16 protein-coding genes and 1 pseudogene are annotated in these 12,584 nt (G+C 30.5%); 16 read left to right on the forward strand and 1 reads right to left on the reverse strand.

Features of this window, described 5'->3' with window-relative positions:
* Positions 1 to 187 precede the first annotated feature (187 nt).
* Positions 188 to 451, forward strand: a pseudogene (locus LC076_RS13315) (ATP-dependent Clp protease proteolytic subunit); the annotation flags it as partial.
* 147 nt (positions 452 to 598) lie between these two features.
* The gene (locus LC076_RS13320) at positions 599 to 1,219 is read left to right on the forward strand and encodes a DUF3298 and DUF4163 domain-containing protein (protein ID WP_226669598.1); all 621 of its coding nucleotides are present in this window, start codon (positions 599 to 601) and stop codon (positions 1,217 to 1,219) included.
* Positions 1,220 to 2,024: 805 nt separating this feature from the next.
* Here LC076_RS13320 and LC076_RS13325 read toward each other — a convergent pair.
* On the reverse strand, positions 2,025 to 2,510 hold the full coding sequence (locus LC076_RS13325) for a hypothetical protein (protein WP_226669599.1): 486 nt from the start codon (positions 2,508 to 2,510) through the stop codon (positions 2,025 to 2,027).
* Positions 2,511 to 2,922: 412 nt separating this feature from the next.
* Between LC076_RS13325 and LC076_RS13330 the strand changes: the two genes are divergently transcribed.
* The 14 genes from LC076_RS13330 (at position 2,923) to LC076_RS13400 (ending at position 12,295) form a co-directional block, all read left to right on the forward strand.
* Positions 2,923 to 3,549, forward strand: a complete 627-nt coding sequence (locus tag LC076_RS13330; RefSeq protein ID WP_226669600.1) for a hypothetical protein — start codon at positions 2,923 to 2,925, stop codon at positions 3,547 to 3,549.
* Positions 3,550 to 3,614: 65 nt separating this feature from the next.
* Positions 3,615 to 3,983, forward strand: a complete 369-nt coding sequence (locus LC076_RS13335; protein WP_226669601.1) for a hypothetical protein — start codon at positions 3,615 to 3,617, stop codon at positions 3,981 to 3,983.
* A gap of 325 nt (positions 3,984 to 4,308) precedes the next feature.
* Complete coding sequence (locus tag LC076_RS13340) at positions 4,309 to 4,506, forward strand: hypothetical protein (protein WP_226669602.1); 198 nt, start codon at positions 4,309 to 4,311, stop codon at positions 4,504 to 4,506.
* Positions 4,507 to 5,037: 531 nt separating this feature from the next.
* A complete protein-coding gene (locus LC076_RS13350) occupies positions 5,038 to 5,412 on the forward strand; it encodes a hypothetical protein (RefSeq protein WP_226669604.1) in 375 nt (124 codons plus the stop codon).
* A 304-nt stretch (positions 5,413 to 5,716) separates the two neighbouring features.
* Positions 5,717 to 5,872 carry a hypothetical protein gene (locus LC076_RS13355; RefSeq protein ID WP_226669605.1) on the forward strand — a complete coding sequence of 52 codons (156 nt, stop codon included), beginning with the start codon at positions 5,717 to 5,719 and terminating at the stop codon, positions 5,870 to 5,872.
* 141 nt (positions 5,873 to 6,013) lie between these two features.
* Positions 6,014 to 6,232 carry a hypothetical protein gene (locus LC076_RS13360; RefSeq protein ID WP_226669606.1) on the forward strand — a complete coding sequence of 73 codons (219 nt, stop codon included), beginning with the start codon at positions 6,014 to 6,016 and terminating at the stop codon, positions 6,230 to 6,232.
* A gap of 151 nt (positions 6,233 to 6,383) precedes the next feature.
* Positions 6,384 to 6,614 (forward strand): DUF3953 domain-containing protein, encoded by a 231-nt coding sequence (locus LC076_RS13365; protein WP_226669607.1) that lies wholly within the window; start codon positions 6,384 to 6,386, stop codon positions 6,612 to 6,614.
* A gap of 130 nt (positions 6,615 to 6,744) precedes the next feature.
* Positions 6,745 to 7,338 carry a hypothetical protein gene (locus LC076_RS13370; RefSeq protein ID WP_226669608.1) on the forward strand — a complete coding sequence of 198 codons (594 nt, stop codon included), beginning with the start codon at positions 6,745 to 6,747 and terminating at the stop codon, positions 7,336 to 7,338.
* Between the two features lie 656 nt (positions 7,339 to 7,994).
* Complete coding sequence (locus tag LC076_RS13375) at positions 7,995 to 8,534, forward strand: RNA polymerase sigma factor (RefSeq protein WP_226669609.1); 540 nt, start codon at positions 7,995 to 7,997, stop codon at positions 8,532 to 8,534.
* On the forward strand, positions 8,524 to 9,471 hold the full coding sequence (gene spoIIP, locus LC076_RS13380) for a stage II sporulation protein P (protein ID WP_226669610.1): 948 nt from the start codon (positions 8,524 to 8,526) through the stop codon (positions 9,469 to 9,471). The genes LC076_RS13375 and spoIIP overlap by 11 nt, the downstream gene beginning before the upstream one ends.
* 161 nt (positions 9,472 to 9,632) lie before the next feature.
* A complete protein-coding gene (locus tag LC076_RS13385) occupies positions 9,633 to 10,385 on the forward strand; it encodes a hypothetical protein (protein WP_226669611.1) in 753 nt (250 codons plus the stop codon).
* Positions 10,386 to 10,557: 172 nt separating this feature from the next.
* Positions 10,558 to 10,857, forward strand: a complete 300-nt coding sequence (locus tag LC076_RS13390) for a DUF2089 family protein (protein WP_413465988.1) — start codon at positions 10,558 to 10,560, stop codon at positions 10,855 to 10,857.
* Positions 10,858 to 11,142 carry a hypothetical protein gene (locus LC076_RS13395; RefSeq protein ID WP_226669613.1) on the forward strand — a complete coding sequence of 95 codons (285 nt, stop codon included), beginning with the start codon at positions 10,858 to 10,860 and terminating at the stop codon, positions 11,140 to 11,142.
* A gap of 376 nt (positions 11,143 to 11,518) precedes the next feature.
* A complete protein-coding gene (locus LC076_RS13400; RefSeq protein WP_226669614.1) occupies positions 11,519 to 12,295 on the forward strand; it encodes a TerC family protein in 777 nt (258 codons plus the stop codon).
* Positions 12,296 to 12,584 lie beyond the last annotated feature (289 nt).

The following is a 12,584-nucleotide window of genomic DNA, read 5'->3' on the forward strand; positions in this document are numbered from 1 at the left end:
CCTGTGTATGCGGAGTCCATCATCAAAGAGATATTAACGCAGGACAAAATCTTAAAAATGAAGCGATAAGACTTCTAACCGCAGGGACTGCGGGTGTAGCCTAACCATAACTGGCGGGTGCGCTGGTGTTCTTAGGAATCCCCCACTTCAAACAGCTCGAAAGAGCAGTTAAGTGGCGGGTAGTTCAATACTGGCTGGCACGAAAGGAAAGCGCTATGCTCTGCCAAACAGTGAGATAATGATTCATCAGCCGTTAGGTGGTGCGAAAGGGCAGGCAACAGATATTGAAATATCCGCCAAACGCATCCTCAGCCTCCGAAAACACATTAATCAAATGATTGCTGACCGAACAGGCCAACCAATTGAAAAGGTTGCCCAAGATACGGACCGTGATTATTTTATGAGTGCCGAAGCGGCAAAAGAGTACGGCATCATTGATGAAATCATTTAGTATCTTGCATGAAAAACCACTGAAGAAGGTAAAAGACCTTTTTCAGTGGTTTTTAATTTAAATTTAGTGTAGTTGGATAAGCTCTCTTAAGAGTATATCTTTAGGTACGTGATGCATAGAATGAGGTAAAAAAGAGGATGGATGACAATGCCTATCACGTTACCAGTTACTATTAAAACATTAAAGATTAGTAGTGGACCTAAAATCACCGTTTTTTATCCAAAAGTGCTTAATATTGCAAATCAGCAGTTGCAAAAGATAATCAATACTACAATTGTCTATGAAACTCAAAAACTTATTAACGAGCAAGTAGGTAATATGCCCACCACAGTCGAAGAAATGCTAGGCTATTATGAAATCAAAAATAATCAACGAAAAGTTTTAAGTTTAACACTTTCTAATTATACCTACCACTACCATGCTGCACATGGAATGACCTATTTACAATCATTAACCTTTGATTTAGAAAAAGAGAAACAGTGCCAGTTACGTGACTTATTCAAGCCCGGTGTAGATTATGTCAAGAAACTGTCAGAGATCATCAAGAAGCAAATGAAACAACGAGATATCCCATTGCTTAACGAATTCAGTACAATCAAACCTAATCAAGATTTTTATATTGCTGATAAAACTCTAGTCATTTATTTTCAACTGTATGAAATCACTCCATATGTTTTTGGTTTCCCCATGTTCCCGATTTCTGTTTATGATATTCAGGATATCATTGATGAAGATGGTCCCCTTGGTCGCATGGCTGTGAATAATTAGCACAGGTTAGATGTTTATAGATTTCCTTGGGAAAGTAATATTTTAGACCATCTATTATAACAAAAAAAGGGTTAGACTCCTTGTATACTTAATTTTAAAATAATATATATTTTCAATATACCAAACTAGTATATTACAAAATAAAGCAACGGCGGAATTATTTTGAGTTGTCTCTGGTGATAGTAAACAAGAAAATAATCCAATATTTCATAATATCAAAGCCTCAGATTCAAATGTATCATTAGAGTAACCTTATTTAATTAAAGAATCTATTTCTTCAGAAATCATGTTAGAAATAAGTTCTAATCCTTTATAGGAAAAATCAACTTTATATATAAAGAAAAAGATTCAGAATATGCTTTAATAATTTTAAAAAATGATAAGCAAGTTAATCTGAATAAACCATTTATTAATGTAGAAAATATAGGGAAAGTTGAAATTCCTATTAATTTCAAACTAGAAGATAATTCAAATAATATAATCACTTGTTTAATACCAAAACCATTTAATGAACCTAATACTAGTGAAGATCAATTAAAAAAATTTGGCTCTGTTAAACTTTGTGGTTGATTTCCGTTACAGGCATTCGCTTTCCGCGGGCGGTCCGGAAGCCTCCTCGGCGCAAGCGCCTGTGGGGTCTCCCTTCGACACGCTTCTCCCGCAGGAGTCTCATGCCTTTCACTCCAATCAACCAAGTGCTAATAATCAACCTTAAGCTTTAACATAGCCAAAAATTTAAACCTTACTCAACTAATAAAATTACTATGATTAAAAAATAAAGAAAAGACCTTAAATAGTCTTTACTCTATTTTATTTCTATTGGAAAACCTCCACTTTTTTCATAGCCGAATAAAGGATCACTTTTATTTGTTTTAATCTTCATTTCATATTCGTAATAAACTTCATATTTACCTGAATCTAACTTTATTGATTTGTTCGAAGAATACATCTCTTTTACCCTTATTTCCCGTTTATTATTTTGATTTATACCGTTAAAATCTGAATAAATAACTTTACCATTTTCTAAATTAGTTATCCTAATATAAGGAGAAGTACTTCCTTTTAAATTTTCAATATCTTTAAGTAATGAGACATTAGAGTCAAATTCTAAAACCTTTCCCTTTTTTTCTCTAACTGTAAGATTAATTTTAACAGGAACATCTCTACCGGCTTGATCTTTAGTATCAATTATTTTCGGTAGCTTAGTAAATCCGTCATAAGTAGTCACATTATCATTAATACCTCCTGATAATAAAAAACAAAAAACGATACCTAAGATTAAAGCTTTCATATTTTCACTTCTTTCAAATATTTTCTCAGTAATATATTTTCCTTAAAATAGAATTAAATGCACATTACCAATTTTTTTAAGAGAGGGTCTAGAATGGCACGTCATTTACATTCCTAGCATTTTTCATCATGGCTTTATTATCATTTGTCGTTGATTTATGTTACTGGATATAACTTTTCTAGGAGGCTTTTTGAACCCTTTTTCTGCATTTTTGTCAAATTAAGATAAAAAGCATTTACTAGAGAGTATATGATTTATTTTTTAAAATTTATTGAAGGGGATCTAATTAAAATCTGGCAACTTAAAGTATAATTGGGTTATCTATATTCAAGGTATAGGTACTGTTTTAAAAAATTAATAGAGCAGAGATATTTAACTAGAGGAAATTTTGGTTGTAGTAAGGAGGAAGCTAATGAAACAAGGAACGAGTATTTTTATGATGGTATTTATCCTGTTAATGGCTGGTTGTAATAGTGATGATACTATAAAAATAGAAGAACAACAGAAACAATTGAAAGAATTAGAAGCTAAAATTGTCGACTTAGAAGAAATCAACAAAGAACAACGAAAGATTATCGAAGAACAGAATAAAGAGTTTTCTTATATAAAGGATTTTACAAAAGAGGAGTTAGAAGCCTACGAACAATTTGTTCAAGATAAAGATGCACAACATCTATTAGGTTTATCACCTGAAAAGATTCTGTTGATTTATTACCACTTAATCGTTATTGATGATGTAGAAGCAATTTATTCATTAACATATGATGATGGTACTTTACCTGACTTATCAACTTTTAGAGAGAATTATTATAAAAATGGTCTTCATCTAAAATGGCAAGATAGCACAATCTATTACAGGTACTACAATTCTATTAAAGTTAAAGAAGATCATAAAAATGAAAATGAAGTCGTGGTCGAAATGACCGTAAACTTAGGATCTAATGTATCAACAATCGTTTATGGATTAAAAAAGGAAAAGGGAATTTGGAAAATGGATACCTTGCACTTAATGGAAAACGATAAAGATGGAAATAAATAATTATCATTAATTCTACACGTATCTCCAATTTTAGAAAAAAAGCAGCAGACGTCAGGGGAAATTTTATGAAAAGTTTAAAAACTATGGATATTGTGATTCTTTTCGCAATTACATTGTTATTTATTTATGACTATTTTCCAAATAATGCTTGGACAAACCTCATTCCAAAAATAGTTGTCATAGTATTAATTATTGGATTATTTTTATTTAGTCTGCTTTTTAAAAGATATAGAAATGTGGAAAGTAAAGAAATACTGCAATGGCAAATCATTTCTACTGCTTATTTCGTTTTCATAATAGGGTTGTTTACTGCATTAGGAGGGAAATCTTCTTCAGGCGTTTCATTGAATAATGGCTTCTTATGGATAGCTTTGTTCATCTCTGTAGTTGAAATGACTTTCCAATGGAAAAAAATCAAGCAGTCAAAAGCATAGAATGTGAAGTTGTTTAATTAAATTAACGAACACTTGCTTGTTTTAAGTGAGAGGTGTTGTAATCGAAACTACTTTTGTTATTGACTAACGATGCAGAATTTCTGAATAAATCTTTTGAACACTAACTGTGCAAAAGTAAATAATGTGATAGTGAATTACCTTATAGTGAGTGTTCTTAATAAGAACAGTCGCTTTTTCATTTAACGTAGTAAAATTGTAAAAGATAGGTATAATGTGAAACTTCCTTCATAATTGTTTCGTAGATAAGTAAAAGGAAGTGAGAAGATTTGAAGAAATATATTGTTTTATAGTAAGTTTTGTTTTGATGTATATGGTATTTCAAATATTATCAGGTTTGCTTTTAACAGCTCTATATACTCCAGATTTAACGTCAATTAACAATAATATAAGTAAAGAGGTAGTGTTAGGACAGACTTCATTTAAACCATTTTTAGCTACTTTATTAATCGCAGTTTTTGCTTATTTAATGTCTCAAAAATTATTTATAAGCGGTAAAAAATAAATACACAGTAGATTGCTTGAATTAAATTAAATTCTGACTAACTGAGTAGTTTCGTTTAAGTTTAACAAGTGATGATATAAGGGTGTGAAGATATTCGTGAATAATAGGGATTTGGTTCAAGAATTAATAAGTATGAAATAGATAATATTGGGGCTGATTCTGCAAGTTACAATCAAGAAGAGGTTGAATCTCTTCTGAATTGTTGTTATTATGCCGCAGTTTAATTGAGGAGATGATTCTTTGATTAGTTTATTAGAAAATGTATTTCAAATAACGGCAATCATACTACTGCTATGTTCATTCTTTTATTACAATCACTTTAAAAAAATGAAGAGGGAAAGAAAACTAACTTTACTTGAGCGTACAGTCTATATATCAACCCAAGTTGCAATTTATCTTTGTGCAGGTAGTTATTTACTCTTGTTTTTAGATAGGAATTTTGGTTAGAAATTTTATCTTTTTTATGAGTATTTAATTTAATCTGGATGGGAAAATACCTATAACAATTCTATTCAGAGGTGTTAATAATTCATGAAAAAAACAGTCATATTAGTTATGGTGTTAGTTGTTTTACTTTTGGTAGGGTGGAACCGAGGAGTGTCCAAAAATGAATTGCTCGAAGAAACTTTATATGAAAGGTATCATTCTTATCTCAATAAAAACTATTCAGAGTTTATTATGTGTCCCAAAATAGATAAAATCGAAAGAATAGAAGGCGATATACGTAGACATATCGCTCACATAAGTGCATTAAATTATGATGGACATCATGGCGATGTTCCTTATGATAGAATTTATATCATTTTGACTGATACTCCAGAAAAAGGTGTTAAAATCAATAAAGTTAGAGTTGAAAAAGGCATTTCTGAAAAAGAAAGTCTTATACAATGTAGAAAGAAAAACTAATAACTAATAACTCTTATTTGGCTAACGAGGGGAGGTTATAACTTAGCTAATATCGTTTATCAAAACCTCGCTAGTGCATAAACAACTGTTCTTATTGAAGACTTACACCTATTAATTTTTTCATTTTTTATTAAGGTAACTATCCCAACACTAAACACTAAGATACCAATTAACATCAATGAATGTATAAAACTATTTAAAATTGGTATATATTTTTCAGTTGAATTCTAGTGAATAAAAAGTGAAAAATAAATAAAGGTTTATGGTAAAATATTCATATTTACATCAACAGAGGAGATATAGAATGAATTTCACTATCCTATTAGTTTCACTTATTATATTTATATTAATTTTTAATGGAGTGAAAAAAGGATCTATAACTTTCACTTTTAAAAAAATCGCTCTTGGATTAGTTTTAACTCTAGTAATTATTAATGTAGTCATGTTTTTAATTATGTAAATATGAAAGGGTATGCAGTTAATATCATGGTCTTAATTTTTACGTGGTTTATATGAAAGAATGCCGATGCTTTAGATTCTTAAGAATGAAAGTATTCAACTTAAAGTTGAAGTATTGTCGATATTCTTGAAGGGGATTCATATGGGGAAAGATAATAGGAATACACCAACTAAATTAATTCTATTTTGTGTTCTTTTTACTTTTATTCTGATAAGTGAGAGTTTTTTAGTTATAACCTCACCCTTGTTAATTGTTAGAGTAATAAATCTTGTAGCAGTAATTGGTATTTCACTAATTATAGGTGCATTTATTAGAGAAATATTTATTTTAAAGAATGGAGAGAAATCAAAATCAAAGTAACCTTTTATTCAATTATCGTGTACATTCATTGAAAAAGGGGTGCTTTTTTTCTATGGTGTAAAAGGAAGTTAATGTTAAACGCAAGAGCGGGAGTATTCATCAGATCTTAAAAAATAGGTTCATATTTTCTATTTATATGGGAGATGACAATTTGTTACTAGTTTTGAGAATAGTGATTGCTGCTCTTGCACTAAGTATATCATTTTGGGCTTTAGTTACAGGAATCAATGATTTTTCACCATATATGTTATTATTTTTAGCAGCAATGTTCCTTGCGATTGCTGTTTTTGAAATGAAAGCAAAACGAAAGAAAAATGCTGTTATATCGTACCTTGCATCTGCATTTATATTTTTTATTTCGTTTTATACTTTTTTAAGATAGCAATTTTACCCTTAAACAGGCGGTTCATGGCGAATAGGAATTTAATCGTAAAGTAAATGGGAGCTTTGTTCAAAGAAATTAGAAATGAATGATAAAATTAAAATCTAAATACATTTATTAGGGGGATTTGATGAGACTTTTCATTAGTATTCTAATAATGCTATTGCTTTTTTCAGGGTGTGTAAGTAAACCTTCAATAGAGTTAGTTAGCTCATCAGTTGATTTTAGTAATGAGGAAGAAAGACTTGGAGGAATTGGTATTACTTCAGGAGAAAAGAATGGTGAAATCATAGTACCTACTGCATTAAGTTATAATTTTATTTTTAAGAATATTGGTAAAAAAAGACTCGGAAGTGCTGAAAACCTAAATAAACAGACATTTGATTATGACGATGGAATAAAAGTACATATTGAACCAAATGAAAAATTGAAAGCCGTTTCTGAAGAAATAATGGGAGTAAATATTTTCAATTTTGATGAAGAAGGAAGGCATAATTCAGAGCTAGGTACAGGGGTTACGGGTGTACCAATTATTGAACCAAATCAAGAAGGAACATATACTTTAGATTTTATTTTGGGTGCGAATAAAGATCATCCTGAAATAAGAGTTTTACCTTCAGCAGAACAATTAGAAATATTGAAGGGAAATGCTATGGAAGCGAGTTTAATTGTTTCTATTGAAGGTGAAGAAGTCGCACATTTTGATCTTAGTAATTTAAATTAGCTGGATAAAACATTTTTGTATTGTTCATAAGTTAAAACTTACTCTTTTACTAACAGATGCGATTTTTCAATTAGAAAAGCCACTTTTTACTAACTGACCAAGATTGTTGAAGAAGCCTAATTCATTTTAAAGTTTAATTGAAGATGTTGTCATACATTCAGAATTTCAAAAATAGCTTTTAGTTCGATCATGGTGTAATCTTTGTTAGATGAACGATCTTATATTGATGTGATTAGCATGATGTGTGTAAATGAACTAATTCCTTATTATGTGAAAAATAATTTTCGATATAGGAAATCTTATTTTGTATTTCTCAGAAAATCAAAGATAAGTGATTCAGCTAAAAGCAAGCTTTTGTTCAAGTAAATCTTTCCAAACCCCTAGAAAAAGGATCGTCAATCGACGTTCCTTTTTAGGTTAAATAACCATTTATATTGAATCTTAATTCAACTTAAAAAGGAATTTACTTAAGGGTAGATTATCCATTTAATATTTAATTCTAATATTCGGTTTAATGATTTTAATCTTAAAAGTAAAAATGTGATATAAATTAAAGTTTTAAATTGAAAAATCTTTTTACTTAATTATTAAAAACTGTAACTTTTTTGATCCTCATTCGATTAATCATTGAACACTTAATTAAGGGGGGGGTATTGTTGTCAAACACAAATATAGTAGACACGTGGATTGCAGAAGTTTATGAACTTTACTACTTAGATGTATATAAGTTTTTAATTTGTTTTACTGGTAATAAAGATGATGCAGAAGATCTTACACAAGAAGTTTTTATTAGAGTAATAAAATCCTACTCAAATTTTAATAACGAAAGTAAATATAAAACCTGGATAATATCCATTGCTAAACATGCTGCCATAGACCAAATGAGAAGAAGAAAGTTTTCCTCCATATTTAAAGACACCTTCTTTAAGCAAATACCGTCAAAGAAAAAATCACCTTATGAAGAAATTCAAGTAAACGAAGATAGAAAAGAATTGTATGATGCTATTTCCTTATTAAAACCAAGTTATAGATCTGTAATAATCCTAAGAGGAATCAATGAGTTTTCCATAAAGGAAACAGCTGAAATCCTTGAGTGCACTGAATCAAAGGTAAAGGTGGATTATTATAGAGCATTACGTGTATTAAAAAATAAATTACATATCAATTCTGAGGAGGTATTTAATAATGCGAACTGAAGAAGAAATCTTTGATCGTATCAAAAATTCTCCAGAGCTAGAACCTCGTAAAGAATTTGTACATCAGACAAAGTTAAATTTAATGAAAGAAGCAAAAAAATATAATAAAAGACAAAAAAAGATAAAGTTTTCTTATTACTTTTCAGGAGTTATCGCGTCAATCTTATTAGTAACTTGGATAACTCTTTTTGGTGGAACTGAATATATTGCCGAATCAATAAATCAAGTAAAAGCTTCATTTACTTCTAATGATAAACAAATTTCAACACCTGATCATAATAAAAATAATACCCCTATTTCAAATGGAAATGCAGAAGTATTTATATATCATACACATAACACTGAATCCTTTACACCATTATTGAACATTGAAGACCCAAGGATGGCTGCTGATAATGAAAGAAATGTAACTTTGGTGGGCCAAAAATTAGCTAATTCCTTGAAAAAGAGAGATATAATTGCCCTTCATGATAAAACGAATATTCAACAAATACTTAAAGACAAAGGATTAAGTTATTCATATTCATATGAAGTAGCAAAAGACATTATAATAAAGGCTCTTGATGAGAATTCTAAGATGAAACTTCTGATAGATATTCATAGAGATGGACAACCGAAAGAGTACACGACAACTAAAATTAACGGAAAAAAAGTCGCGAAAATTGAATTTGTCGTTTCCGAACGTAGTAGTAAATTTAAAGGAAACTTAGAAATAGCTGAAAAAATTCAACTTGAACTAGAAAGCAAATATCCAGGGATTACGAGTGGTGTTTGGATTAAGGGAGCAAAAGAAACAGAACAAGATTATAATCAAGACTTATTTACAAACTCACTTCTTGTTAACATAGGTGGCGCTGAAAATTCTTTAGAAGAGATATACAGTAGTGTTGATATTTTTTCAGAGGTTATCTATGATGTTTGGGCTGAAATAGAATAAATCTTTTCCATTGAACCCTTAAAAACTGCGTTGGGGTTTTTAGATCTTCATTAATCTATACTCGCGATTGTTCAATAAAAACAGTCGCTTTTACACTAAACCAGTTTGTACATTTAGAATACATAGTAAGGTAACACTAAAAATAAAAAGAGGTGTTGCCTATGAAACCATACTTCACTTTAATAATAGGTTTAGCTCTTTTATTTACTACTACTTATGTAAGAGCTGAGATTAAAGGATATGAAATTGTGAGTCAGAACAATAAAGAGAATGTAACCCTTTATGGTAAGGAAATAGACGGTTTATACAGAGGATTTAAAATTGATTTCAAAGGCGTAATTTATCCAAAACCTTATTGGAACAGCACAACAAGTCTAGCGTACGCTCCACAAATTTTTTATCTAGACATGAATAAAGATAAAAAGAAAGAGTTAATTATCACGCTGACAACTGGGAATGGTTCAGGTGTGAAGTTGGAAGAAGTTCATCTTTTTAAAATGCAGGATGATCAACTTGTCGAACTCATTGTTGATCATCCTTTAGCAATCATTAATAACAATGTAAAAACCGAGTTATCAAATAAAGAAGCGAAAATATGTATAGGCGATAAGGATGACGAAGTGGATATAACACCTTTTCAAATTAAACCTGAGAACCTATTCAATGATATAGGATTTGGGAGCATTATTGATTATGAAATTATTGATAATCAACTTATGGTAAGAGTAAGTGGACAAATATCACCTGCTTCGTTTGTTGGGGATATTGTGATCAGTTATGAATACCGTGACAACATGTATCAAGCTGAAACAATTTTTTTTATAAAGGACATTAATAAAAATCCTTTTTATGGTCCAGTGACAGTAGGAGATCCAAAAGGTATGGTTCTTTTAAAGAAAGGAGCAGAAAAATGAACAAAGTGATAAGCTAAAATCAGGCGTGATCTCTTTCTGAGATTACGCCTAAATTATAGAATTTAGAAAATATTCTTATACAAATACTTAAATGAAAATAAATAAAATTAACTTTTTGTTGAATAAAGTTAAATTATACTTTAATATTATTTATATAGAAAGGAGGTTTGAAATGAATAGAGAAGATGTTCCTGAGTGGATTCTTTCGTTAGATGTGGAGTCACTTGAATTCATTAGGAAATTTATACTGAATTCTGGTTCACTTAAAGAAGTTGCTAAAATTTATGGAGTTTCTTATCCAACAGTTAGAGCAAAGCTTGATAAGTTGATTAAGAAAGTCGAATTAAACAGCAAGAAGGAAGATGTTGAGTTCATTAATATGATTAAAAATCTAGTCATTGATGAAAGGGTAAGTCTTGATGTCGCAAAAGTTATTATTGAAAAGTATAAATCTGAAAAGGATGATAAATAAATGGAACAAGTTTATGGGTGGTCAATTGCCATCGTTGTTTTAGTTATTCAATTTTTACTTTCAAGAAGAGAGAAAGCTATATGGGGTGCAATAATTCCTTTTCTATATCTGATTTTTATGGTCTATTGGATACCTAATAATTATGAGGATTTTAGTATATTTAAACTTATAATAGTGGCTATTGGAGGCCTTGCAGTTCTATTCAGTATTTGGATTAATGGTAGAGAGTATTTAAAAAAGAAACGAAAAAAAGAATTAGTACAGATTGACTTGAAGAATCTTTAATGATTAAAAAATAAATTATCAGAGTTAAGTATCTAAAGAATTACAAGCATCATATATTTAATTATCTATTGAACGATGAGGAAGAGGATCGTTTTTCAGAAAGTATCAAGAAGGTATGAAAAGTAGAGGATTATAATAATCGAAAATTTATAAGAAAAACAAATGTAGTGAAAAGATTTCATATATGTAGATAAAAAAGCTTATAACGGGTGTTATTAGCTTTTTTTGCTTTGCTAAAGTTATCAGAAAAAGGAAAAAATAGAAAGATTTTAAGTATTAGTGTGAGAAATATCCAAAATTCTCTAGGCGTAATTTGTCAAATGAAGTAGAATCTATTGTTAGGGAATCATTTTTAATTTTTTGGGGGGAAAGGCAAATGGATTCAATTTGGATTGAATATGGTTGGGCGTTGTTGATTTTAATTGGTTTAGAAGGATTATTATCAGCAGACAACGCTCTTGTACTAGCAGTTATAGCGAAAGATTTACCTGAGGAGCAAAAAAAGAGAGCTATCAATTATGGAATTATTATGGCCTTTGTCTTTCGATTTGGTGCACTGTTTGCGATTTCTTTTATTGCAAATGTGTGGCAAATACAAGCAATAGGTGCTGCTTATCTTCTGTATCTTGGACTGAAGCATGTGATTAAAGCTAAGTTCGGAAAAGAAAATGAAAATATCCGCGAAGACTTAAAGGAAGAAGCTAAAGGAAAAGGATTTTGGCCAACTGTTGGTAAGATCGCTTTAGCAGATTTGGCCTTTGCGATTGATTCTATTTTAGCTGCGGTTGCTCTTGCTTTAGGTTTACCGGATTCACCATTAGATGATTTCGGCGGTATGGACGGTGGTAAGTTTCTTGTTGTCGTTTTAGGTGGTATTGCAGGATTAATCTTGATCAAATTCGCTGCAACTTGGTTTGTGGCTCTATTGGCCAAGCGTCCAGCGTTGGAAACAACAGCTTATGCGATCGTAGCGTGGGTTGGTGTCAAACTAGCCGTTATTACATTAGCTCATGAGGATATTGGTGTTCTAGATCATCATTTCCCACACAGCACAGGTTGGAGTCTTGTTTTTTATGGTGTATTGATCGCAATTGCCCTTTTGGGTTGGTTCGCACCTACTAAGAAGTCTTCAGATATAAAAATGCCTGAATAATATACAAAAATGAGACCGACTTATTTAGTCGGTCTTTTCTTTCCTATGCAAGTTTAGCTGAGTATAGATTTTACCTTCCTATATAAACAACACGAACCATACTCCTCAATGTCATTCACTAAATCTTCACTATAAACATGGTAAATTTATACAATTGTTTATTTAAAAAGTTCAAGTGAAATCAATCCTTAAAATGCACAAATCCAACTTACAATAGCATCCACAATGTTTTCAAGTGCTTTAACACCTACTCCAACACTTCGACATCCATTCAAGAGAGTTGAAGTAA

The organism is Metabacillus litoralis, assembly GCF_020524045.1.
GTDB classification, from domain to species: Bacteria; Bacillota; Bacilli; order Bacillales; family Bacillaceae; genus Metabacillus; species Metabacillus litoralis_C.

Bases quoted from the DNA above. Each gene is read 5' to 3' on its own strand.
- LC076_RS13385 (WP_226669611.1), top strand. From the start codon at position 9,633: ATGAAACCATACTTCACTTTAATAATAGGTTTAGCTCTTTTATTTACT.
- LC076_RS13400 (WP_226669614.1), top strand. From the start codon at position 11,519: ATGGATTCAATTTGGATTGAATATGGTTGGGCGTTGTTGATTTTAATT.
- LC076_RS13390 (WP_413465988.1), top strand. From the start codon at position 10,558: ATGAATAGAGAAGATGTTCCTGAGTGGATTCTTTCGTTAGATGTGGAG.
- LC076_RS13350 (WP_226669604.1), top strand. From the start codon at position 5,038: ATGAAAAAAACAGTCATATTAGTTATGGTGTTAGTTGTTTTACTTTTG.
- LC076_RS13360 (WP_226669606.1), top strand. From the start codon at position 6,014: ATGGGGAAAGATAATAGGAATACACCAACTAAATTAATTCTATTTTGT.
- LC076_RS13325 (WP_226669599.1), bottom strand. From the start codon at position 2,510: ATGAAAGCTTTAATCTTAGGTATCGTTTTTTGTTTTTTATTATCAGGA.
- LC076_RS13320 (WP_226669598.1), top strand. From the start codon at position 599: ATGCCTATCACGTTACCAGTTACTATTAAAACATTAAAGATTAGTAGT.
- spoIIP (WP_226669610.1), top strand. From the start codon at position 8,524: ATGCGAACTGAAGAAGAAATCTTTGATCGTATCAAAAATTCTCCAGAG.
- LC076_RS13330 (WP_226669600.1), top strand. From the start codon at position 2,923: ATGAAACAAGGAACGAGTATTTTTATGATGGTATTTATCCTGTTAATG.
- LC076_RS13370 (WP_226669608.1), top strand. From the start codon at position 6,745: ATGAGACTTTTCATTAGTATTCTAATAATGCTATTGCTTTTTTCAGGG.
- LC076_RS13355 (WP_226669605.1), top strand. From the start codon at position 5,717: ATGAATTTCACTATCCTATTAGTTTCACTTATTATATTTATATTAATT.
- LC076_RS13340 (WP_226669602.1), top strand. From the start codon at position 4,309: ATGTATATGGTATTTCAAATATTATCAGGTTTGCTTTTAACAGCTCTA.
- LC076_RS13335 (WP_226669601.1), top strand. From the start codon at position 3,615: ATGAAAAGTTTAAAAACTATGGATATTGTGATTCTTTTCGCAATTACA.
- LC076_RS13395 (WP_226669613.1), top strand. From the start codon at position 10,858: ATGGAACAAGTTTATGGGTGGTCAATTGCCATCGTTGTTTTAGTTATT.